General features: G+C 43.3%; 13 protein-coding genes and 1 tRNA gene. 5 read left to right on the top strand and 9 right to left on the bottom strand.

The window, feature by feature from the left end:
- Positions 1–813: 813 nt before the first annotated feature.
- A complete protein-coding gene (locus tag LC605_RS20190) occupies positions 814–1,584 on the bottom strand; it encodes a Uma2 family endonuclease (RefSeq protein WP_229549297.1) in 771 nt (256 codons plus the stop codon).
- 64 nt (positions 1,585–1,648) lie between these two features.
- Positions 1,649–2,878: a hypothetical protein gene (locus LC605_RS20185; protein ID WP_229549296.1), complete on the bottom strand. Its 1,230-nt coding sequence runs from the start codon at positions 2,876–2,878 to the stop codon at positions 1,649–1,651.
- 369 nt (positions 2,879–3,247) lie between these two features.
- On the opposite strand from LC605_RS20185, the gene LC605_RS20180 reads away from it, so the two are divergent.
- Positions 3,248–3,838, top strand: a complete 591-nt coding sequence (locus LC605_RS20180; RefSeq protein WP_229549295.1) for a chromophore lyase CpcT/CpeT — start codon at positions 3,248–3,250, stop codon at positions 3,836–3,838.
- A gap of 374 nt (positions 3,839–4,212) precedes the next feature.
- Positions 4,213–4,283: transfer RNA gene (locus tag LC605_RS20175), tRNA-Cys, on the top strand.
- A gap of 237 nt (positions 4,284–4,520) precedes the next feature.
- Here LC605_RS20175 and LC605_RS20170 read toward each other — a convergent pair.
- Positions 4,521–4,862 (bottom strand): hypothetical protein, encoded by a 342-nt coding sequence (locus LC605_RS20170; RefSeq protein WP_229549294.1) that lies wholly within the window; start codon positions 4,860–4,862, stop codon positions 4,521–4,523.
- Between the two features lie 778 nt (positions 4,863–5,640).
- On the opposite strand from LC605_RS20170, the gene LC605_RS20165 reads away from it, so the two are divergent.
- Positions 5,641–6,651, top strand: a complete 1,011-nt coding sequence (locus LC605_RS20165; protein ID WP_229549293.1) for a metal ABC transporter solute-binding protein, Zn/Mn family — start codon at positions 5,641–5,643, stop codon at positions 6,649–6,651.
- 267 nt (positions 6,652–6,918) lie between these two features.
- Here LC605_RS20165 and LC605_RS20160 read toward each other — a convergent pair whose 3' ends face one another.
- From LC605_RS20160 to LC605_RS20135, 6 genes are all read right to left on the bottom strand, one after another.
- Positions 6,919–7,416: a DUF427 domain-containing protein gene (locus LC605_RS20160; protein ID WP_229549299.1), complete on the bottom strand. Its 498-nt coding sequence runs from the start codon at positions 7,414–7,416 to the stop codon at positions 6,919–6,921.
- A gap of 495 nt (positions 7,417–7,911) precedes the next feature.
- The gene (gene trpE, locus LC605_RS20155) at positions 7,912–9,441 is read right to left on the bottom strand and encodes an anthranilate synthase component I (RefSeq protein ID WP_229549298.1); all 1,530 of its coding nucleotides are present in this window, start codon (positions 9,439–9,441) and stop codon (positions 7,912–7,914) included.
- 279 nt (positions 9,442–9,720) lie between these two features.
- Positions 9,721–10,143, bottom strand: coding sequence for a photosystem I reaction center subunit II PsaD (locus LC605_RS20150; protein WP_229549292.1), 423 nt, complete (start codon positions 10,141–10,143; stop codon positions 9,721–9,723).
- 159 nt (positions 10,144–10,302) lie between these two features.
- Positions 10,303–12,312, bottom strand: a complete 2,010-nt coding sequence (locus LC605_RS20145) for a DICT sensory domain-containing protein (protein ID WP_229549291.1) — start codon at positions 12,310–12,312, stop codon at positions 10,303–10,305.
- Positions 12,313–13,308: 996 nt separating this feature from the next.
- Entirely contained in the window at positions 13,309–17,469 is a 4,161-nt protein-coding gene (locus tag LC605_RS20140) for an AAA-like domain-containing protein (RefSeq protein WP_229549290.1), read from the bottom strand.
- On the bottom strand, positions 17,462–19,600 hold the full coding sequence (locus tag LC605_RS20135; protein WP_229549289.1) for an AAA-like domain-containing protein: 2,139 nt from the start codon (positions 19,598–19,600) through the stop codon (positions 17,462–17,464). The genes LC605_RS20140 and LC605_RS20135 overlap by 8 nt, the downstream gene beginning before the upstream one ends.
- A 497-nt stretch (positions 19,601–20,097) precedes the next feature.
- On the opposite strand from LC605_RS20135, the gene LC605_RS20130 reads away from it, so the two are divergent.
- Positions 20,098–22,389, top strand: a complete 2,292-nt coding sequence (locus tag LC605_RS20130; RefSeq protein ID WP_229549288.1) for an amylo-alpha-1,6-glucosidase — start codon at positions 20,098–20,100, stop codon at positions 22,387–22,389.
- A gap of 837 nt (positions 22,390–23,226) precedes the next feature.
- A partial coding sequence (locus tag LC605_RS20125; protein ID WP_229549287.1) for a VWA domain-containing protein occupies positions 23,227–23,894 on the top strand: 668 nt, incomplete at its 3' end.

The following is a 23,894-nucleotide window of genomic DNA, read 5'->3' as shown; positions in this document are numbered from 1 at the left end:
CGTTGGTGCGAAAAAAGTCAAGTATGTTACGAAACGTAAATAAGCTTAAAACCTTTACTAATGACCAATGACAAAGGACAAATGACAGCCTTAGCCAGTTAGCTTTATTTGCGCCAACCTACTTATATTCAGCAATATCAACGAAAATTATGATGTTTGTAACAAAAAATGTATTTATGTAAATAAAATTATCATGTTTGTAACAAAAATCGTAGTGGTAGTAATTAAACTCCTTATTTTTGTAACAAAATTACAACATCGTAACGAAAATTATGATGTTTGTAACAAAAATCGTAGTCGTGGCGCACAGATGTCATCGGTGTCAACAAAAGCCTAGAAATGGCTTATCTGTTGGCTTCCTGACCCGCCTTGAACTTTAGTTCTTTGGCTTTTAGCTAAAGTCTACTGAAGTAGACTAAAGATTTTTCCGATTATTTAGTCATCTTTTAGATGACTTTCGCTATTAGTAAGGAACTTCAGTTCCTTGCGGGACATAACTTTTACGTTAAGTTGACACCAATGCACAGATGTGCGCCCCTACAAATATCGAGGAAGAGAGAAAATAAGTAATGTTGTGGAGGAAGGGAGTAGTCGCAAAATTTAAAACAAAAGCGGTGTGTTAATAAGTAAAGAAGTAGGGTATCTGTGCTGTGGGTTGTAACTTTCATAAATTAAATAGGATTACTATAGCACTAAGTACGTTGGTGCGAAAAACTCAAGTATGTTACGAAACGTAAATAAGCTTAAAACCCTTACTAATGACAAATGACAAATGACAGCCTTAGCCAGTTAACTTTAATTGCGCCGACTTACTTACGTTTCTATCTCAGATACATTCAAACCTGTTAACCTAGCTACCTGTTCTACCGTCATTCCAGATTCAAGTAAGTTGCGTGCAGTTTGTAATAACTGCAATTCCGCCTTGTCTGCCCTTTGGCTTTCTTGTTCTGCCCTTTGACGTTCTTTTTCTTCAGGAGTTGGTAGTAATTCCCCTGCCAAAATTGCCCAGCGTAACCAAGTAGCATCAATACCTTTATAATTTCCCTGCCACAACTGCAATGCTAACCCTAAAGATTGACTTATTAACTGATTTTTAGCATTGAATGCAATAGGTTGATAAGCTCCTTTTTCATTAGAGAAACCAGCCAAATCATTAGGGCTAAAAGGATCATACCAAAAATATTCTGGAACACGCATTTGATTTTGATAAATTAGCTTTTTCTCATTTTTATCTGCTTGGGCTGTGCTGTCAGAAAGCAACTCAATAACTACATCTGGTGCTTTCCCTTCTTCCCAAACCACCCAACTGCGACGTTCTCCTTTAGGGACTCCCAACACAGCAAAAAAGTCTGGCCCTTTAAAGTCCTTGTTTCGCACCTGGGCCAGACTGTAATAAACAAACATATTACCGCCGATAAATCCATCCTCTCGTTCTTCCAACCAAGGTATCAAAGCATCAATCAGCAAATCCATCTGGGCTTTGTGTCTTGGGCTTTCCATCGGGGTATCATCATCGTCGGGTAATTCCGCTTGGGTGGGTGGGAGTTGAATATTTTCTGGTGTAGCTAGGGTAGTTTCTGACATAGCTTTTCACCTTTTGGGTAGGCATCGGGGGTATTTTTATCTTAGTCGATCGCCGGAATTTCAGTTAAAAATTTGCTTTCGAGAGTTTTTGAATTTGCCCAGTAAAGTATGCTTCTTCAAGTTTGAGTTGTTGCGCCAGTTCTAACCCTTTTTGAAAGGCTGTTACTGCTTGAGGATATTGTTTACGTTCTACATATAATTGCCCAATTTGGTCATAAGCTTTCATCATTCCGTAAAAGTTAGCCGCTTGCGCCTGTGCATCTACAAGAATTTGGCTGGCTTGCAAAGCCTCATCTGTTTGTCCTTGAGAACGATATAGTGCAATTAACTTTTGCAAAGCGTCACCAGCCCGAACATACTCCTTTAATTCCCAAGCAGTCGTATAAGCTTCTTGATAATTTTTAAAAGCTTCTAGCAGCAAGTTAGGATCTTTCTTCGCTAGAGATTCGTAATCTGAAGCGATCGCTAGCTTTAATTCTGGTATTTCAGTAAAATTATTTTCACTGACGTAAATTGCTGCTAGTTTATTAAGTACATTCAACGATTGCTGCGGTTGGTTTGTCTGCTCGTAAATGTCAGCCAGCCTTTGCAGATATGTTACCTCGTTTACACGCTCACCAAGGGATGTAGCTAAACTCAATAATTCTTCGTAGATTGGGGTGGCTTTGGAATAATCAAACCAACTCAAATGCAATTCTCCCATTGTCTTGAGGGTTTCTACTAGTACTATTGGATCATTTTGCTGTCGTACTACTAGCAAAACTTGGCCGTAAGCTTCTATAGCTAGTTTAGGCGATCGCACATTTTGGTAAGCTTGACCTAGCGATCGCCACAATTCTAGATCAATTTGGGCAGATTTTTTCTGAGATTGCCCCTGCTTTTGAATTGTTTGCAATCGCTGCGTTATATATTGTACTTGTTCGCCGTCGTTTTGCTTCCAAGCGATCGCGCCAACTCGTGATAATGCTTGCACCTCTGCTAATGAACCTAAAAAGCGCCGCAAGCGCAATTCTCGGTTCCAAATTTCAAAGGCTGCCACCTTATCCCCTGCTTGCAGTTTCGCCGCCGCTTCTTGGTTTAACGCATCTAACGCTGGTTCTAACTTTTGCCGTTCTTGGAGAGTTAACGGCTCTTTTTCCTTGGGCGAACGTGGTGACAGTGGATCGGGTGTGGTAATCTCTAGAGGATTGGGAGGAAATTTATCCGGTGGTTTGGGCTTCTTACTCTGTGCCAGTGTCAAGGAACTGCTAAAGAGTATAGTAGCAGTAACGATCACAATTAAGCGCTTGAGCATGGGTACTTTGCCTTAAGTTAGTTACATGAAGTAATTCTACGATTCATCAAAGGAGAAGCTGGAAACCAGTAGCTTAACTTGTATTGGAGCATCCTGATTTTCTCCAGTCAGAGCATCTATGGTATATCTAATAGGACTTACGCAAAATAATGAAAAAACGAACCGCATAGACGCAAAGCGGCTTCCCGCAGGGTAGGGCGCAAAGGACACAAAGGAATAAGAGTTTCAGAGAGTTATTGCGTAAGTCCTATCTAATTAAAAAATCATGTAGGCAAAGCCCACCAAAGGTATCGCAGCCTGGATTTTTGAGTCTAGGGAGTGTCAAAATAATCCTAGATAATTTTTAAGCAACTACTTAATCACCTTCTAATGACTCATTCTACAGATATCGCCACCTTAGCCCGTTGGATGGCAGCTGACTTTAGCAATCAAGAACAAGCTTTTGAAAATCCGCCTTTTTATGCCCATATCCGCGTGTGCATCCGTCCCCTTCCTTTAGAATTGTTCTCTGGGGTAAGTTTGTTTCTCGAACAAGCTTATGATTTTATGCTCAATCAACCCTACCGGATGCGGGTCATGAAGTTGATTCAGGTAGAAAACCACATTGCTATTGAACACTACACACTTAAAGAAGAACAAAAATTTTACGGCGCATCTCGTGACCCCGAACGCCTCAAAGAGTTGGCTGTTGATCAATTGGAAAAAATGTCAGGTTGCAACATGGTTGTAGAGTGGACAGGTAAGAGCTTTAAAGGCAGAGTTGAACCTGGTAAAGGCTGCATAGTTGTACGTGACGGCAAAAATACTTATCTGGATAACGAATTTGAGATTGACGCTAAAGAATTTTTCAGCCTCGACCGGGGAAGAGATTTAGACACCGATGAACGTCTGTGGGGTTCTATTGCCGGCCCATTTCACTTTGTGCGTTGGAGTAATTTTGCCGATGAAGTAAAAGTGTAATAAGTGAGGAGTTAGGAGTGACCAATTAAAACTCATAACTCTCTTAATCTGCTAAGTACAATATTTTATAAATTCGTAGCCAATTCTCTTTGCGTTCCTTTGCGCTTCCCTTTGCGCCCCTACCCTGCGGGAAGGCGTTCGCGCAGCGTCTCGTAGAGAAGCGCCTATGCGTTTAAATTTCAACTCTCAATTGGCCACGATTTTATCCAAAGCTGTACTAAGGTCTGTTTGCGCTATGGTCAAGCGACTACCAGAACCATCCAGTTAACCCTACTGTCTCTACCTCACAATCCTATGCTATTATGGTTTAACTAGCGCCCTATGGCTACTAAGATACCTTAGTAACACTAAAGTAGTTCAGGGAATCGCTTTGTGGCGGCATAGCCAAGTGGTAAGGCAGAGGTCTGCAAAACCTCCACCCCCGGTTCAAATCCGGGTGCCGCCTTAAGTGTACATTAACTAATTATTTGTCACTGTTAACAAATTGTGTGTCACAACTACAAATACACACACTATAAGAATGGGAGACCTCTGTCTTACTTTTCAACCCACCATAAATTTAGTTTTCAAACATCCTCTTAGCCGAGCAGCATTGAAGACTATGGTAAATTTAATAAACTGGATTACCTTTATTTTTAACTGAATTCATTAGTTACGAGGGGTGAGAGGCGTCCGTCAAACCTTACCCGCTTTTTGCAACAGACCTTTTGCCAGATGTTAACTCTAGTTTAGGAAAATAACGCTGCCAGATTTGCCGTCCTAGCAAAACTAGACTGATAATTTGCCGCACTTGTTGAATTTGAATTTGTAGTGCTTGATTTCTCTGTCGTAAGTTATAAATATTCTGCTGGCTTAGATAAATATTTTCGGGTGCTTTATTCAGTGCTATATGGGTACAACTTTCATAGGCGGTTAACCTATCTGCTATGTATGCTAACTGCTGCTTGAGTTGCCACACCCGCCAAGTCACATACAGTAGTATCAGCGAAATGAAGCTGTTAACGAGGATAACTAAAATTACCATTGTTTATCTTCACCAATATTAGCTTTGAGGAATTTTTCTACATATTTGATTTGGCTCTTATTTAATGATGAAAAAACTAGAGGATGAAAATTATGGCACATACAGCCTGAATTTTAGCAATAAAGAGTAGTTAAGCCACGTCGATCTTGAAACCTGTACTTCAACTCTAATGAATAAGGATTTGCCCTCATCCCCCAACCCCGAATCCCATATCTGGGATTCGGGAAGCTAGAATTTCCAAGTCCCTCTCCCAGATCTGGGAGAGGGATTTAGGGTGAGGGCGAAAACCACGGTTCTCAACTTGGATGAGGTTTAGATGATGCCCTGAGCGCTATTTAAAGGGCTTTACTAGGTGAAAATTAGTGTAACAAAGATTGATGGCTAAAAAATCGCCAATTTGCCAATTTTGTAACAACTATATGTCCACACCTCGCAAAACCACAGCTACAATTGCCTTAGATTCACGAGTCGGTTTGCGAAATTAATCTTTATGCCCAATAAATCCCAGTATCACTACGTTCCATCGCTTAACCTGATAATTTTAGTCAATTTGCGACCTTTGTGGGATATAAACACAATTGCATAGTCCCTTCAACAGACGGCAAGAGTTCTCTACACTCCTTGCAAGCTTCCCAGCATCACCTTTATTATTGTGCTCCTACCTCTACCAGTTTTTCAGCCTGTCTGGTGAAGTTAACTAATGTTTTCCCCGTAAAAAAATTTCACTAATACTTTGCTGATAATGATTATCTTTTTATACATCCAGTAGGAGTTGAGGATGTCAAAAAAATCACCCTTGAATAATTTCTTCCAGGCTATTCTTGTTGCCTTGACAATTGGATTTGTTGGGTGTGTAAATCAAGCTGCAAGAACTACATTCACTCAGACTAGCACCCAGGTAAATGAGAATCTTCCCCAAGTTGTAGCGACTACAAGCGTACTGTGTGACTTAACCAGACAGATTGCCGGGAATACAGTTAACCTCACCTGCTTAATTTCCCCTACTGCCGACCCCCAATTTTATAAACCAAAACCGGAAGATCGTAAAGCCATAGAGCAAGCTAATCTTATTCTTTATAATGGTTACAATTTTGAACCAAGTCTGATCAAATTAATTCAAGCGACTAAAAACCCTGCACCGAAAATAGCCGTCGGTCAACTGGCAGTGCCTAAGCCACAAAAATTTCAGACGGGTGGTAAGAATGTAACTGACCCTCATCTTTGGCACAATACCAAAAATGCAATCAGAATGGTGGAGGTAATTAATAGTAACCTGAGAAAATTAGAATCTAGTGATGCAGAAGCTTATACCAGCAATACCAAAAAAATCAGAAATGAACTCACTCAACTAGATGGCTGGATTAAGTCAAGAATTGCCAGTATTCCTGCTAAAGAACGTAAGTTAGTTACAACCTCTGATGCACTGAGTTATTACGCCAAAGCATACGGCATTCCATTGGCAGGGGGATTGCAAGGTATTAGCACTAACGAAAAACTGACAGCCGCACGAGTGAAAAATTTGGCTACAAAGATTAAACGAGCTAAAGTTTCAACAATTTTTGCTGAGGAGGCAATTAACCCTAATTTGATTGAATCTGTAGCCACAGAAGGTCAAGTAAAAGTTTCTGACAGAAAGCTCTATACTCAGGGACTTGGGGAACCAGGAAGCGACGGGGACACTTATCAAAAAATGATGATTGCTAATACACGCACCATTGTCGAAGGGTTAGGAGGGACGTATTTGATGTTTGAAGCGAAAGCTGCTACAGCAGTCCGCTTTGATTTTTGAATCGATTCGCTACGAACTTCAGGGTTAGCTATACTTACTTCATAATTCAATAGGCTTGGGTTAATACCAATTTAATATGAAGCTGCATAATAAAGAACCCCACCCTAACCCTCCCCGAAATCGGGAAGGGAACTGGATTTTCCCCTGACGCCAACGCGTTAGCGTCTCCCCCTGGGAGAAGGACGCAAAGGCGAGTGCGTCTCGTAAGAGTTGGGCGCAAAGATAAGGAAGAAATGCTTAACCCAAGCGTATTGGTTCATAATTGACTCACCATCCCCAAGTTCCAGGAGCGCCTTTGAATGGCCCTACAACATCACTGGTGATCCAACCGCCGTAGAAGTTACCTGGTTGTGGTTGCACCTCTTCGCCATTGACGTAGCATTTATCCATGACATGAGCGTAAACGGCTACATAGTCTTTCATCGATTCAAAGGCTGGTGTGGGGTTGGGGTAGAACCAGGCAGCATTATGGACTTCTTTCTCAGCAACACAGATGGTGTAGTAACTAGCACTTCCCTTCCATTCGCAAAAGCTAGATTGCGGTGTCAGCCGCAAATATTCCATTTTGATATCCACAGGGGGAATGTAGTAAGAAGGAGGATGACTAGTTTCTAAAACACGTTTGGCGTTGTGAGTATCTGCAATTATTACTCCGTTAAAGATTATTTGGATATGTTTATTTGTATCCTCTAGACGAGGAGGACGAGGGTAATCCCAGACTGATTCTTGTCCTGGAGCGGGTTCGATGCGTTGAGAATGAACCATCATGAAATCTTGATGTGAGTAACTGTGAACGATTTGGTCTCAGAGGTTATTTGAAAAGTGTTTCCCTGTAACTTGAAGCACTTTTAGATCCCCTTTAATTTCCCTTAAAAAGCTACCGTGTATACACAAGTCGGCAGACCTCTCCCAAACACCTCTCCGACACGGAGAGGGGCTTTGAAGATTGGCTGCTTAACCCTTGAAGGCTTGGGGCTGTTCCAATACAGTTCAGTTAAGCATTTCTTTCTTCTCTTTCTTCTCTTTTTTTGCGTCCTTGGCGTCCAACTCTTACGAGACGCACTCGCGTTTGCGGTAGCCTGCGGCAAGCCGCTTTGCGTCTACGTTAAAAAAATTGACTTTGGCAAACAGTTTTAGCCTTAACTGAACTGTATTGGTTTTTAAGGCAAGACTGTTTCAGTTTTCGATGATTCTAGCGCTCTGTCCTATTAATTTTGATCGGTGAGTTAGTTTTGAAATTTAAGACAACTAGTTCCCAGTTCAACGCAAACAACGAATCGCTTCTAATAGACCTCTAGCTTTATTCAGCGTCTCTTCGTATTCTTTCTCTGGCTCAGAATCAGCTACTAAGCCTGCACCCGCTTGAACGCTCACCGTATTATTATGCACTACCATTGTGCGAATAGCGATCGCAGTATTTAATTGTCCTTCAAAATCGTAATATCCATACACGCCGGAATAAACACCCCGGCGAGTAGACTCTAACTCGTGAATAATTTCCATCGCCTTAATCTTGGGTGCGCCGCTTACCGTACCTGCTGGGAAGGAAGCTTTCAGTAAATCCCATGCTGTTTTACCAAATGCTAATTTACCCACAACATTGCTAACAATATGCATCACATGGGAGTAGCGCTCAACTACCATTAATTCATCAACTTTGACGCTACCACTTTGACAAACACGCCCCAAATCATTCCGCCCTAAATCCACAAGCATTACGTGTTCGGCAATTTCCTTGGGGTCTTGGAGTAAATCCTCAGCGAAGGCTGCATCTTCCTTGGTAGTTTTACCCCGTGGACGCGTCCCAGCAATTGGTCGTACCGTTGCTATAACTCCACCATCACAATCTGTTTCGGCTTTCACCATCACTTCCGGACTGGAACCGATGATTTGCCAATCTTGGAAGTTAAAGTAAGCCATGTAAGGCGAAGGATTTATCTGACGTAGGGAGCGGTAAAGGGCGAAGGGGTCACCTGTGTATGTTGTTGAAAGTCGCTGGGAAATTACGACTTGGAAAATATCACCTGCTTTAATGTAATCTTTGGCCTTTTGGACACGGGCACAAAAATCAGGGCGGGTAAAGTTACTGGTATATTCCTCTGCTCCCCTGCTCCCCTGCTCCTCTGCTCCTCTGCTCCCTGGCGGTTTCCATTCCAATCTGGTTTTTTGTGGCGATAGGGGTAAAGATAGCTTGTCGAGCATTTGGGTCACACGATCGCCAGCTTGTTGATATGCCTCTTTGAAATCTACATTTGGGTCACGTAAATCAGCATAAGCGATCGCCCAAATTTTCCGCTTCACTTGGTCAAAAATCAATAGGTGGTCTACCTGCATCCACAACCCATCAGGGATATTTCGCTCATCTTCTGGATAAATGGGCACACGCGGCTCAATCCACTTAATCAATTCATAGCCCCAGAACCCAAACAAACCGCCAATTCCTGGTGGTAGCTCTGGTAACTTCACTGGGTGATAAGGTGCTAAACATTCGGCTAAAGCTGTAAAAGGGTCGCCTGCAAAAACGACCTGGGAACCATCGCGGTTTTTCTGAGTGGTGCGATCGCCCCTTGCTTCCAAAACCCACACCGGATTGCAGCCCACTAAACTATAGCGCCCCAGCTTTTCCCCGCCTTCTATAGATTCCAACAAAAAGCTATAGCGCTGACCTGCGCAGACTTTATACCAAGCAGATACGGGCGTATCTAAGTCAGCTACCCACTCTTGATACACCGGGACGAAGTTGCCTTGTAGAGCTAGCTGAGAAAATTCGGAGAAATTGGGGAATACCATAAATTCCTTCGGGCATGGAGTCTGGGGCATGGAGTCTAGGGCATCCCTTCTGGTGCGATCGCACTCGCGTTCGCGCTTGGTGAGCGTAGTCGAAGTGCAGCCCAAGAAGAGAAGGGCAGGGCAAGTGGGTCTGGGGTATGGAGAATTGGGCAGAAGAGGCAGAGGGAAGAGTGCAGAGGAGAGGAATTTTCCCCCTGCTACCTCATCTCCCTCATCTCCCTCATCTCCCTCATTTCCCCAGTCCCCAATTCCCAGTCCCCAATCCCCAGTCCCTAGTCCCTATGCGTCGTGGGTAGCTTTACCACTGAACTTGAGTTGTACTGGATTGGGGTTTTGCCCAATGCCGCGTGGGACATAACGCACTTTTTCACGACCTTCATTCACCTTTTCGGGGAAGACACCATCGGCTGGGTGAATTAAGGTAGTTTCTCCGTTGGGTAAAATCCGGTAAATTTTGTAGTCTGTGATTTTGAGTTTCCGGAGTTGCTGACCGCCCAAAGCGATGCCATATTCTTTACGAGCTATATACAGCAGGTTTTCGCCTTTTTGCATAGTAGCAGCACCACCTGTAGGCAGTTCAAATACTTGCTCTTTCGGGCTAGTCCAAGTGATAGCGTACTTTTCTTCCACTTCTGCTTTCCTGAGCAAGCCACCGGTGCTGCCAGCAAATAGTGGGGTTTTTCCAGAGAGTGTTTCTGCCATAAAGATGATTCTCTCAACGTTTTTAGGGAATCCTAACACCGCAACCACGATCATATTGCGATCGCGTCATAGACTGTAACAGTTTTTAGTCATTTGTCATTTGTCATTTGTCCTTTGTCCTTTGTCATTTGTCATTTGTACTGCCCCAATGCCCAAAACTTATCTAGTCTTGACTTTTGTCCGCTTTTCCTCTTGGCTATTCTGAACAATGGGGATGGTGAAGTGAAACTGACTACCTTGGTCTTTGCCAGTTGACTCTGCCCAAATTTCCCCACCCCAGCCATTAACAATTTGACGGCAAATTGCTAAACCAAGTCCAGTCCCGCCAGTGGTGCGGCGCAGCGCTCCCTCTTCTTGATAGAAGCGGTCAAAAACTATTTCTAAACGATTCGGTTCAATGCCGCGTCCAGTGTCAGCTACAGTCACCTCGACCATTTGGCGGCTGTTGTAAATCGCTTTAATGGTGATTTCTCCTTGGGGTGGCGTAAATTTAAAAGCATTGTCCATCAGTTTTGCCAGTACTTCTACTAGCCAATCACCGTCAGCTCTAACCAGAGGTAGGTTTTCGGCAATTTGCGTCTTGATTTGGGGCGGTTTTTCCGTTGAGGAACGTGTACGATTTCGGCTGAGTGCTAAATCCACACATTCTTGTAAGGTGAGGGATTCTGGATGCCATTCCACCCGACCACTTTCCAAGTTGGAAAGTGTGAGGAAATCTTGTACCAGTTTTCGCATCCGCTCTGAGTCAGAAAGAGCAGTGTTGAGCATGATTTGCTGCAACTCCAAGGGCATATCCGGCTCACTAGCAAGACTTTCCAGGCACACTTGAATGGTGGATAGGGGGGTACGCAGTTCATGTCCGGTGATGGCTATAAGGTTGCTGCGGGTGCGGTCTAGGGCTTCTAGCTGCTGGTTAAGTTCTTCTAGGTTAGCGTAAGCTTCGGCTTGGATCAGAGCTGCTCCAACTTGGGTAGCGATCGCTTCTACCAGATCCAATTCCCCAGGTTGGCATTCATGGGGTGGCATCCGGCAATAGTGTAACTCTACAATGCCCAATAATCGCCCCTGATAAAACACTGGTTCCATCAGCCAAGAACGAATGGCAAACTTTTTGGCGATCAAGGAAAGTCCTCGTGAATTGGTAACACGAGGGTCACTGAGCGTATCGCTCACACAAACACCTTCACCTTGTTGCACTATCTCCCGAAATAGAGAATTTTTTTCTAACTGCCAGGTTTGACCACTAACAGATAAAACACCAGGGGTCAAAAACTCGTGTTCAATTATGGCTTGGCTATCTGTGGCTTGAGCGCGGTAAATTAAACAGCGACAAGCTTCTAGGTGTTGCCCTAATTCTTGTGCCGCCACCTGGAGAACTTCATGAGGATCGAGCGATCGCCGAATAGCAGTGCTAATTGAGTTGACTAATCGTTCTTTTCGTGCTTGGGCCGTAATGGAACGGTAGGCTTTGTGCAATTTGTACTGACTAGCTTGCAAATAAGTTACTAAGCGCTGCACAAAAGGATCTGTATCAATGTCACAAGCATATTCGTTGACCTGTTCTGCTCCAGAGTGGTTTCGCAGTTGCCCAATGCCAAACCTCTGACGTGCCTCCTCAATTTTACTTGCTAGTTCTGGTCTGTAAACCAAAATCCGATCTAACAGCAATTCAGCTGCTTTCAGGCTAACTCCCCTTTCCGATGTCCAAATTCCCTCAAATCTTCGCGCTGTGTCTATATCAAGATTCGGGCTTAGTTCGGGTAGTTGCTTGTTTTTGGCAATGGAACCAAGGTTTTCCCGGCAAACCAGACAAGTAGCATAATTGTCAGCAATCACTACCAAATGCCACTCTTGACTTAAGCCATCCGTTGGCTCAAAAGCGACCTTTTCGTAGTGTTCCGAACTGTTAATGAAATCCGTTTCTGGAGCAGACAATACGTATATTTGGTTACTCCGCAAAGCAAGTCGCTGGTAGCGATGAGCTTCTTGGCGGTAGAATCGCTCTCGCTGAAAACTAGCAATTACAAGGGGTTGGACTAAAGTCGCAGCCAAAACTTGATCTTCCATCGCGTGGGAGAGCGCCGTTAATGAAGCCTTAAAATATAGCTGGGGCCGCAAGTAGGGTAGGGACTTTAGCAGATCACTCAGCACAGAAGTCGAAATGCTCATGAATTATTGTTAAACGCTCAACCTCGACAAAATCCGCGTCACAGCTGCATTGTACAAATTTCAAGGGACTCTCAAGTTAAATAGATAGTTGCAATATGTAAAGAACGCTAAAAAGCATTTTCTGCCAAAGCAATCGCAACACTTTGTTACTAACTAGGAGGAGTGCGTGCAGTTTCATTTACAAAATTTAACGAATCGCACTCCCCATCTTCAAGGTACTCCTACACTGTAGCTTTCATACTAGGGAACGGATCTGAAGTCTTAGTTTGAGTAAAGGTTGCACACGACATTAACTCAAGTTTTTTTATCCATTGGCTGGCATTATGATGTTTCAACTAATAGGCTACTACGCCCAATATACATTCTCGACTACCTTTGTTATCACTGTTATAGCGTTTCCTAATCACATGAGGTACATCGAAAGCCCCTTCTTCGCTTGCTCTTAGGGGGTTGGGGGTGGGGTTCTTGTACCGCACTGAATTGAGAACCGCTATAAGCTAAACCACATCTAGTTTGCATAATTTGAAATTGTATATTTCTTGTGGGGTGGGCGTCTCGCCATTGGTGTCGACTTAAGCTTGTTTAGCTTCATTGTTGGCTTCATCACCCCCTTGGGAATCAATTCCCAAGCTAATAGCTCAAGTCTACTGAAGTAGACTAAAGATTGTTGAGGAATTTAGTCATCTTTTAGATGACTTCAGCTATTAGCAAGGAACTTCAGTTCCTTGCAAGACAGCAGTTTTACGTTAAGTTGACACCAATAGCGTCTCGCCCGCCCAAGATATGCAAGGTTATTTGTGGAACAACTTAGTTTGTTGCTTGGCGATCGCAGTCTTAGAAAAACCTGAAATCCACCATCCTAAACTAGTGGCGTGGCAAGGCTAAAATGTTGCAATAAATTTTCTTGTAGTGTGGGCCGAAAAGCCCGCACCGGACGGGCTAGACGCCCATCCCACAAGAGTCAAGCTAATGCACTATTTTAAGCTTGCCACGCCACTAGGGTGTTAAACTAGCGATCGCCTCTTGAAATTTTCGCCAGATAAAACCACCAAAGGAATTAGCTGTTGACACACGAGAAGATTCTGGTTGACTGGAAGGTTGGTCTGGACAGGTTTGATTATAGGGTTGATCGTTAAAAGCTTGTTGCCACTCTTGCAAAGTTAAGTTGCGTCCTGCTGTCCGACAAGCGATATTGAGCAAGTCATCATTATTGAAATACACTCGCCACAAACGAGCATCACTACTACCACTGAGGAGCCAACGACTATCGGGGCTAAAGGCTAAAGGCCCAACACCAGCGTCATGTCCACGTAGCACAATGGGTGCAGCGGTGATATCCGTGGGATTCCACAAGCGGATAGTATGGTCTTCACTGGAGGTTGCTAGCCATTGGCTATCGGGGCTGAATTCTAGACCAAAAACACGTCCGCGATGTCCAGCCAGCAGATCCGGTTTTTTGGCAAGATTATTCATCTCCTGTAACTTAACTTGATAATTCCAAGAGCCAGCAGCTAACCATTGACCATCTGGACTGAAGGCAACTTGAGAAACGCGATCAACTGGATTAAACTCAATAGTCTTTGCACTTGCTGAGGGATTACTAGCAGTAATATCCCACAGTATGGCTTTACCATCCCAACCTGCTGTTGCTACCCAACGATTATTAGGACTGATATCAACATCATGAATAATATCCTGGTGTCCCTTCAGAATTATTGGGTGAGCCGAGGGATCAGGAACTGTCATATCCCACACGAGAGCAAATACATCTTCTACAGTGTGAAGATTATCACCACTACCACTAACTAAGCGTTTGCCATCACGACTGAACGCTAGACTTCTAATTGCAGATCGATGTCCTCGCAAAATTCGGGAATTGGCGCTAGGGTCGGCTGCTGTTAAATCCCAGAGACGAATGGTGGTATCCCAACTACCTGTCGCCAACCAATGACTGTCTGGGCTAATTGCTATGCTGTGAATCCATTGAGTGTGTCCTCGTAAAACTCGTGAATTGAGATTTGGATGGGCAGAAGTCATATCCCACAATTGAGCAGTCTGATCGTCACTTGCTGAAACTAACCAGTGTCCATTAGCACTAAATGCTAGACTTCTTATGTAATCTTTGTGTCCAACTAGCAAGATGGGCGATCGCAGCAGATCGGTGGTGTTCCACAGTCGGATAATGTTATCGCCGCCAGCACTTGCTATCCATTTGCGATCGGGGCTAATTGCATTTGCCAATACCCCATCTTGAATACCCGACAAAACAATTGGGTCATTCAAAACATTAGGAACTTTCCATAATCGGGCTTGAGTATCTTCGCTAGCAGTTGCTAACCATTGCCCCTTTCCATCGAAAGTGAGGGTATTGACCCATCCTTCATGTCCTTGAAGAACGATAGATGATGTCAACGGATCAGTGATATCCCACAACCTAGCTGTTCCGTCTTGACTGGCTGTTGCTAACCGCTTTCCATCAGGGCTGAAATTTACTCCAACAATAGCAGCGCTATGTCCCCGCAAAATAAAGCGACAAACCGAATGATTTGTGTCAGTCTCACAGTTTGGGGATTTGGGCTGCGAAGAATCTAAACTCCGCATATCCCACAACTTTAAGTTACCGCTACCTGTTGCTAACCAACGACTATCAGGGCTAAAGGCAATGGAATGAATCCACCCATTATTTATACCTATGATCGTGGCTGGGGTGGTAGCTAAGTTTTTAGCCGTTAAATCCCAAACTTGAACAGAGTATGATATTGCGGCTGCTAGTCGTTTTTCATCAGGACTGAAAGTGAGTCCCAAAATATTGTTTTCAGTATATTCTTTAGCTTTCAGAATAATCGGTCTTGTAGACTGGCTAATTGCTTGCATTTTCCACAGTCGTGGGTTGATGCTGTCCTGTTCACCTGTAGCAAGCCATTGTCCAGAAGAGCTGAAAATAACTTGCCGCACTGAGGAGGAATGTTCCCGCAATACAATCTGTCTGGAACCAAAAATATTGTTTGTTAGATCCCATAGTCTGACAGTAGTATCTTGACTCGCTGTTGCTAGCCACTTGCTGTCAGGACTGAAGGATAATGCGTTAATGGTTGCTGTATGTCCTTGCAGGACTAAAGGGGTAATGGTGGGGTTGGGTTTTGTGAGATTCCAAAGTTGAATCTTGGTATTTTTACCGATCGCCGCTAACCATTTTCCATCGGGACTAATAGCAACAGTTTTTACCTCACCTATACTTCCCTGTAAAACAATCGCAGGTTTATCAGGATTGAGCTTATCCCATAAACGCACCGTTCCATCTTTGCTTCCTGTCGCCAACCAATTTCCTTTTGAGCTAAAGGCCACACCAACCACTGGTTTTTCATGCCCAATCAACGGAGTACCGCCAATTTCATCTAGCAATCCACGTAATAATGCAAAATTCTCTATCGGAGGGAAAGCACCAGTTTTTACAGATTCAACTCCTAGAAGCAGACTGCGCTGAGGCAAAACATCTCGTAAAGCTAGAGCTTGTGATGACAACCCTCTTGCAATTGCTGCCTTTGCTTGCTGCTGGGCTATGACTGTCTGTTTCTGAGCAATTTGGCGTTGTTGTGCTTCCGCTTTTTGGGCTGTTTCTGCCTGTTGTCGGCGTTGTTCGGCAACTTTTCTAGCTTCTATTGCAATTTGGCGTTGTTCTGCTTCGGTTTTTTGGGCTGTTTCTGCCTGTTGTCGGCGTTGTTCGACAATTTTTTTGGCATCTACTGCAATCTTGCGTTGTCGTGCTGTCTCCTGCAAAGCCAACAAAGTTTTCCGACGTTCCTCCTTTGCCCTCTTAGCATAATCCGTAGCTGCTTTGGCGTGTTTTAATGCTATATTACGTTGTTTGTTTGCATCTCGCCGTTGCTGTTGTGCAAAATCTGTCTGCTTTTCAGCATTCTTAGCGCTCTGCTCCGCTTTCTGGCGTTGTAAATTAGCTTCTTGGCGTTGAAATTCTGCATAAGTTGCGATCGCCGCCATAGCAATTGAAAAGACAAATAAGCTTATAATCAGAGGCATCGCGGGTTTCAAGCGTTGCCACAAGCTTTTAGGTAAATGTTTCTGAATCCAGCGTAAATTGAAAGCCTCACGATAAATTCGGTTCCGTACTAGCAGCTGTGCGTTTTCTCGTCGCACAACTCCAGATAGCTTGAGGTGAGACTTGACTAATGATTGTTCCTCGTCAATTACTGGAGATTTACCTCGGTAGATGTGACGATAAGTGTCGAGTATTTCTTGTTGAAACGGATGTGGTGCCCGTTTTGTCAGCATATCCCGCACGAATTGTAAGTTATTGTCTTGCTCGCTAGCAGTACCCAGGAACGTGCTGCCCACAACGCGATCAACCTCGGCTTCCGACCAATTGGCTTGATGGCGATCGGCGAGAATGCGACAAAGACGCTGACTTAAATACGGGTGTCCACCTGTCCACTTCAAAACCCATCGCAACACATTTTGTCCAGTCTCAATGGGTAATCCTAAGCCTTCTGCTAGGGGTTGCGCTTCCTCGAAGGTAAAATCTGTCAAATCTACCCGTTGTCCGATATTGAAGGGTGTACGCTTCGGATCGCGGATTAAATCGCCTGGTGTGGCAACACCAATCAAAACAAAAGAAAGACGACGGAATTCGGGATTTGTGGCCCGGGCGACGTGAAAATAACGAATCGTTGCGTAAAAATCATCAGTGAAATCTAGGCTGAGGGTGGTGTCAATTTCATCAACAAAAATTACTACTGGTGCTGCGACTTCAACCAGCAACACATTCTGAAAAAACAGATTTAGCCTCTGGGTGACGCCCAGATGACTATGAACCTGCCACCACTCGTTAATATTCGTATCTAGTAATAGTTGATTTGCAATTTCATAGAGCAACCCTTTATACCATTCTTCAGCAGTTAAGTTGACACCTAAATTTCCACTGATATCGATAATTACACATTGCACACCTTCCTCAATCAACTGTTCTGCTGTCCGAATCATCAGGCTGGACTTTCCCAACTGGCGGGGTGTGAGGACGTATGCAAAGGTTGCAGCACGACACAGTGCTAGTAGTTCTGCATCTGCCTGTCGGGGAATATATAATCCCCGTTCATTTGCCTGGACAGTACCGCCAACGGTGTAAATAGTGGGTTCAGCCATGCAAATGCTCCCGGAAGTAGTCGGCATAAAGTTGACAGCGCGGCACAACTATCTGACCTTCACGCCGGACTAAACCAGCTGCACTCAATAATCGCGCAATCCGCTCATCTGGACAGGTATTGTTGCGAATTGCTTGGAGAAATCCTTGCACTAGGTCTTTTTTCTCGTAGATGCGGAATAGATGATAGCGGAGGTGATCGCCGAAGGGGCCACGATCGCTAATTGCTTGAGCAAACAGTTCTTCTGGCGAAATCTGCTGGCTAGCAACTAAATACAGCGATCGCCGCACTAAATAAGGATGACCATGCAATAATGCCATCAGTTGGCTTGCTTGCAACCGCGTCAAGGGTAAACCATGCCTGTGATTCAAGTCAGCAACTTGTTCTGGTGTAAAGTCGTCAAGTAGCAGAACTTCGCCAACATTGAAGGGCGATTGATTCAGGTTGGCAATCAGATGATAGGGTTCAGTAGCAGTTACCAGCGCCAGGTCAAATTGTTTCCAGATCCGCTTCGTCGGTAAAGCGCGGTTATTGTGCCAACTGCGTAACATCCCAAAAAAGTCGGAACGAAATTCAGTATCAAACATCCGATCTACTTCATCCATTGCCAGAACCAAGGAACCACTGACTTCTTTAAGCAAATAGGATTCCATATAGCGGTTGCAACGCTGATTGTTACCTGCACCTTGTTGCCAGAATTCTTCAGTTCGATCAGGTATTCCCAGTTGTTCGGTTAAAACTGTGCAAAATTGCCGATAAAAAATGTCTGCATTAGTGAGAGTATTTTGGTCAAATAATTGAAAATCTAAGAATGCCACCTGTTTACCGACTTTCATCGCCGCATCAATCACCCGGATCAGCAACGAACTTTTGCCCATTTGCCGCGGCCCCTTGATTGTCAAAGTGACTCCTCGTTGCTCGATTGTGGCGATCGCCGTCGCATCCTGGGGGCGCTCAATGTAAAATTGAGATTCTGAGTCCATTGTCCCTTCTGGCATCTCCAGAAGTACTGGTTGAGCAGAGGGAGACGGGCGCGGTAAAGATGGTTGTGGAGAAATTTGCAGCAAGTCGGCTTTGGATTGTTCTGTACTAATGGAAAGAGTACCATCTGCGTAGACGCAAAGCGGCTTGTCGTCAGACATCGCCCGTCTTAACTCTTCAATCAAGTCGGCTGTGTCTTCATTTCTTGACCACAATGCCCAGTTGATGCCGTTGAGATAAACACTCAATGGATACTGAAACGGTTCTCGATAGTCCAGACGTACTGGCAAAATTAGGGGATGTCCTCCCTGCTCTTTTGCCAGACTATATGCTGTGGCAATCTCGGCTTCCACCATCTCGCTGTGAACAGCTCGTTCTGAGAGAAAAACAATCAAAAAATCTGCCCGACGCAATTCAGCTTCAATCCTTTGGGCCCAAGGCGTACCCACCAGCATCGCTTGATCGATAAATACTTGATATTGTTGACTGAGTGCTTGAAAGACTTGTAGCGCTACTGTTTCATCAGGTTCGGCGTTGCGTTTGTAGCTGATGAAAATGCGACTTGGCGGCGTTGTCAGCACTTTTTCCAGGGATGAAGCTCGTTTTTTGAGTATTGGTGTTGCTGACTCTGGAATACTTTCTAAATCCATCGCAATACAACCCGATTCAAAGGCATCTTCTAGCGATCGCCCAGCACCCAATCCATCATAAAAGCCAACGGCAAATTTAATTGCAGCGCGATCGCCAATTGCCTGGTTCATCCCAACGACATAATCAATATGTTGACAAATTGCTTCTGCTTGTACCTCGCTATAGCAAGCGTTTAATAATACACACTCAACTTTGTTTTGGAAAAGCTTGAACAACCGCGCCAAAGATTGAGCGCTAACTAGTTGCATCTTTCCCGCGCTGTCTTCCAGAATTAATCCTTGAGTACCTGCCCCATGTCCCGAAAAATGGACAATTTGCGGCTCATAGTCCAACAATGCCCGTCGCAAATCATCAGGGCGTACCGCCCACCGCGAGATAATTTCAAACTGATCTCTTTTGCGTGCCCGTTCTAAGCCTATTTGAATTTCTCGTACTTCTTCATTTAGGCGTAAATTATCCGTGTCTTTGGGATTAGCTGTGAGAATCAGAATCTTTTTCACAGGGCTATACTCAGGGTATGATGTACAGAGGATTTATTTTACATATTCACATACGGAGAAGGAAATTGATCGTATTTTCCCATAATTAGTTAATTAAATATCATAAATTTGTCTAATCAAAGACCAAAGATATTCAAGACAAAATCCTATAATAACTTAGGGAACAAATGCTGTCTTTACCCAACCAAAACTAGGAATTTCGCGTTTTTGCTGAGTAGACTATATGCCTTGTATGTTGAAAAAGTTCAACAACTAAGGAATTATCTCAAAATTATCAGTTTTCAGTATTGAGTTTAGACTTATACAATATAAATTTATCAATATTTACTTACATGAATTTGAGGGCTGCTATTTTATCAGCAGTACGTAAGAATTATTTTGGCTAGAATGGCTCAAACAAGTTTTAGAAAGAGTCTTTTTTTCTGCAAGTTGTGAGGATTAAAGATCTCTACTTCAAAGACCACAAAAATATAGACCTGTACACGGAACTTGGACTAATGACACCGGATACGCTAATAACCCAGGAAAAAATTTTTTTGGATGGAAAAACTTTTATTCCTGCTGAACAATTACCAATACCGGAGTGGCCTTGTGTTGTGAGTCAAAGACCACAACCGACACTGACGGTTAAAGATGATGATTTATTTTTTGTGACAGATACTATCGGGAACATTTCTGGCTGTTCCCTCAACGATGGCAATCCCAGCATGGGACTGTTTTGTTGTGATACGAGATTTCTTAATCGCTTGGAGTTGCAAATAGAAGGGCGATCGCCTGTACTCCTCAGTAGTACTGCCGAAAAAGGGTTTTCACTCTCAGTTTTGTGTACCAACCCCAGAATTGACGAACGTCTGAAAGCCGAGACTGTCGGAATTCGCCGAGAAATTGTGCTGAATGGAGCATTATTTGAAGAAATAGAAGTATCCAACTACAGCACAACCACTGTCAATTTTGAACTAAGCATCAGCTTTGATGCGGATTTTCTTGATTTATTTGAAGTCCGGGGCTATGACAGAGAAAAACGAGGTAGGCTTTTACGCCTAGTAGAACCGGCAGATGAGGAAGGAACATTTTCTCTCATCGATGGGATTTCACCAGTACCGAAAGAGCCACAAGCCTCAAGGGAAGAATCCCTAACACTCGCCTATCAAGGCCTGGATGGCTCGGTGATGGAATCCCGTATTTTATTCCAGCATCGGCAACCAGACTCTTTCAAAGGTTACACTGCGGTTTGGCAGCTAGAGTTGGCTTCTCACGAAACTCAAAAGCTGGGCTACCGGGTAAATATGTTGAAAAACAACCAGTCCAGTTCAACTGTGAGCGCCGCCATTACTTTAGGACAGGCGAAAGCGGCTGAGTTGATGGAGGAGCAAAACTGGGTACAACAAATTACCCGCATTAGCTCAGATAAGAGTACCTTCAATCGGGTGATTGAGCGGGCTGAACAAGATATGTATTTGTTGCGCCAATCTTTTGGGAAGCATAAGACTGTTTCCGCCGGAGTGCCGTGGTTTTCCACACTATTTGGGCGAGATTCACTGATTACAGCTTCTCAAACCCTGATGTTAAACTCGCAAATCGCTAAAGAAACCCTGATATTACTTGCGACATACCAAGGTAAAATCGACGACGAATGGCGCGAAGAAGAACCGGGTAAAATTTTGCACGAGTTACGTTTGGGAGAAATGGCTCGTTGTCAAGAAATTCCCCATACACCCTACTACGGTACTGTTGATGCCACTCCCCTCTGGCTGATGCTCTATGCTGAACATTATGCTTGGACTCACGATCAAGAACTCCTAGAGCTACTTTGGCCTAATGCTCTAGCAGCAATGGAGTGGATTGATCGCAATATCAAACAAACCAGTTACCTTAGTTACTTCCGTAAATCTAAACGCGGTCTTGTTAACCAAGGTTGGAAAGATTCTGGCGATTGTATTGTAGACCACAAGGGAGAACTAGCCAATGGCCCAATTGCCCTGTGTGAGGTGCAAGCTTACGTCTACGCTGCAAAAATACGCCTAGCAGAAATAGCTAGGATGAAGAAGCGGCTTGATTTGGCAGATCGTTGGCAAGAAGAAGCGAGAAATCTTAAGGTTCGTTTTAATCGAGATTTTTGGGCAGAAGACCAGGATTTCTGCGCTTTAGCTTTGGATGGAGATGGCAAGCCAGTAGACAGTATTACCTCAAATCCTGGTCATTGTCTGCATTTGGGTCTGTTCACACACGAAAGAGCCTATAGTGTTGCAGAACGCTTGCGGGCACCAGATATGTTTAATGGTTGGGGCATTCGTACCCTGAGTAGTTTGTCACCCGCTTACAATCCGATGGGCTATCACATTGGTTCGGTTTGGCCCCATGATAATGCTCTGATTGCAATGGGATTGCGATCGCTCGGTCTAATCGATCAAGCCCTGGAACTCTTCCAAGGTTTATTCGACATGACTAGTCAGCAGCCCTACCAACGTCCTCCAGAACTTTTCTGCGGCTACGAACGGAACGGTGATAATGCCCCTGTGCAGTATCCAGTTGCCTGTACTCCCCAAGCTTGGGCTACTGGTAGTATCTTCCAACTACTGCAAATGATGGTCAACTTGGTACCTGACGCTCAAAATAACTGCTTGCGAATCATCGACCCCGCTTTGCCAGAATCGATTAATCGCCTGTCATTTCATAATTTGCGAGTCGGCCCCACCATCCTCGATTTAGAATTCGAGCGTTCTGGGACTACGACTGCTTGTCGCGTTGCAAAAAAACGGGGCAATTTGCGGGTAGTTATCGAAGCTTAAACCAGTTATAAGTTAGGAGTTAGAAGTTTTGAATCGTAACTTCTAACTTATAAATAACTATAAATTAAGTAGAACGGCGTAAATAATTAAAGGTTTGTAATAAGGACTTTAGTCCTCATTTGAGGGCTGAAGCCCTCACTACAAACTAATACCAAGATTTTTTACATTACTTAACCTAGTTTGATTTATTCTCACCGACTTACTTATTCTTTTTCAGTAGTTGAATAACTTATATATATTTAACAGGTCGCAGCAATTTCTCTCCATCCTTCTTAAAAGTAGGGACGAATTTCTGCTACCGTTATTGACGATTGGAAAGAATCCCAGTTCCCAATGCCAGGAATAGGGCGGGTGAAATCCCCATTCTTAATTCCTCCCAGTCCCCTTTAATTTATTTGTTATGTAAAAAATCATTCATCAAATTTAACAAAAAAGAGCTTTACAACTCATTGGTTGACATAGTACTTTTAAATACAAAGCATAAATAAAAAGTAGCAATTTTAATAAGATAAATAAAGTAATTGTAAAGAGGTAAAGAGTAAAAGATACTTTGTTACAAGGTTTTCAATTATAAAAACCTTGTGACACGAAATTAATTTATTTCTGCGGCAATGCAAGAATTTTTATAAATTTACATTATTAATTAATACCAAAAAGAAAGTTTGGATAAAACTATCTGTGTAGATATAGCTGTTATCGATTGGATGAGAACACCAAAGTCCTTACTGTAAAATCATTTCAGGAAAGTTTTTGTATCTCACTCAACTGCACACCGCTATATACTTTTACATACGCACACAACAAATAAACATTTTAATCAACTTTCATTCAAGATAAATGAATTTAGCAAAGACAGATTCTATGTTTGAAAAATTTGAAAATCGTGACTACACTTTGATTATCGATAAGAGCTTCAGCATGGCAGACCCTGCAAATGGAGGATTTGATGGTGGTAAAAGTCGCTGGGAAGTCATGCGAGAATCTACACAAGCTCTTGCTCGTGAATGTCAACAATACGACCCAGATGGAATAATTGTCTACACTTTTTCTGGTAAGTTTAAGCGTTATGAAAATGTGACTGTAAATACTGTAAGGCAAATATTTCAGGAAAACAGACCTGGTGGTACTACAGACTTAGCAGGAGTCTTAGAAGACGCTTTTAATAATTACTTTCAAAGAAAAGCAAACAACAAGTTAAAAGAAAACGGTGAAATTATATTAGTTGTAACCGATGGAGAACCAGATGATAGAAGATCGGTAGTAAAAATAATTGTAGATGCTACAAAAAAACTAGATAAGCCAGAAGAACTGCGTATTTGTTTTATACAAGTAGGAGATGATTCTGATGCAACCAAGTTTCTTAAATCTTTAGATGATGATTTAAAAGGTAAAGCAGAAGCAAAATTCGATATTGTAGCTACAGTGACTGTAGAAGATATAAATCAAGAAAATATATCTATAGAAGAAGTATTATTAAACGCAATTATTTTTACTACCGAGATCGG

The organism is Nostoc sp. CHAB 5836 (assembly GCF_020829445.1).
Taxonomy (GTDB): domain Bacteria; phylum Cyanobacteriota; class Cyanobacteriia; order Cyanobacteriales; family Nostocaceae; genus Nostoc.
This window is presented reverse-complemented; position numbering and strand designations above follow the sequence as displayed.

Excerpts from the sequence above, each read along its gene's own strand:
- LC605_RS20140 (WP_229549290.1), bottom strand. The coding sequence starts at position 17,469 with ATGGCTGAACCCACTATTTACACCGTTGGCGGTACTGTCCAGGCAAAT.
- LC605_RS20130 (WP_229549288.1), top strand. The coding sequence starts at position 20,098 with ATGACACCGGATACGCTAATAACCCAGGAAAAAATTTTTTTGGATGGA.
- trpE (WP_229549298.1), bottom strand. The coding sequence starts at position 9,441 with ATGGTATTCCCCAATTTCTCCGAATTTTCTCAGCTAGCTCTACAAGGC.
- LC605_RS20150 (WP_229549292.1), bottom strand. The coding sequence starts at position 10,143 with ATGGCAGAAACACTCTCTGGAAAAACCCCACTATTTGCTGGCAGCACC.
- LC605_RS20185 (WP_229549296.1), bottom strand. The coding sequence starts at position 2,878 with ATGCTCAAGCGCTTAATTGTGATCGTTACTGCTACTATACTCTTTAGC.
- LC605_RS20190 (WP_229549297.1), bottom strand. The coding sequence starts at position 1,584 with ATGTCAGAAACTACCCTAGCTACACCAGAAAATATTCAACTCCCACCC.
- LC605_RS20145 (WP_229549291.1), bottom strand. The coding sequence starts at position 12,312 with ATGAGCATTTCGACTTCTGTGCTGAGTGATCTGCTAAAGTCCCTACCC.
- LC605_RS20160 (WP_229549299.1), bottom strand. The coding sequence starts at position 7,416 with ATGGTTCATTCTCAACGCATCGAACCCGCTCCAGGACAAGAATCAGTC.
- LC605_RS20180 (WP_229549295.1), top strand. The coding sequence starts at position 3,248 with ATGACTCATTCTACAGATATCGCCACCTTAGCCCGTTGGATGGCAGCT.
- LC605_RS20165 (WP_229549293.1), top strand. The coding sequence starts at position 5,641 with ATGTCAAAAAAATCACCCTTGAATAATTTCTTCCAGGCTATTCTTGTT.
- LC605_RS20170 (WP_229549294.1), bottom strand. The coding sequence starts at position 4,862 with ATGGTAATTTTAGTTATCCTCGTTAACAGCTTCATTTCGCTGATACTA.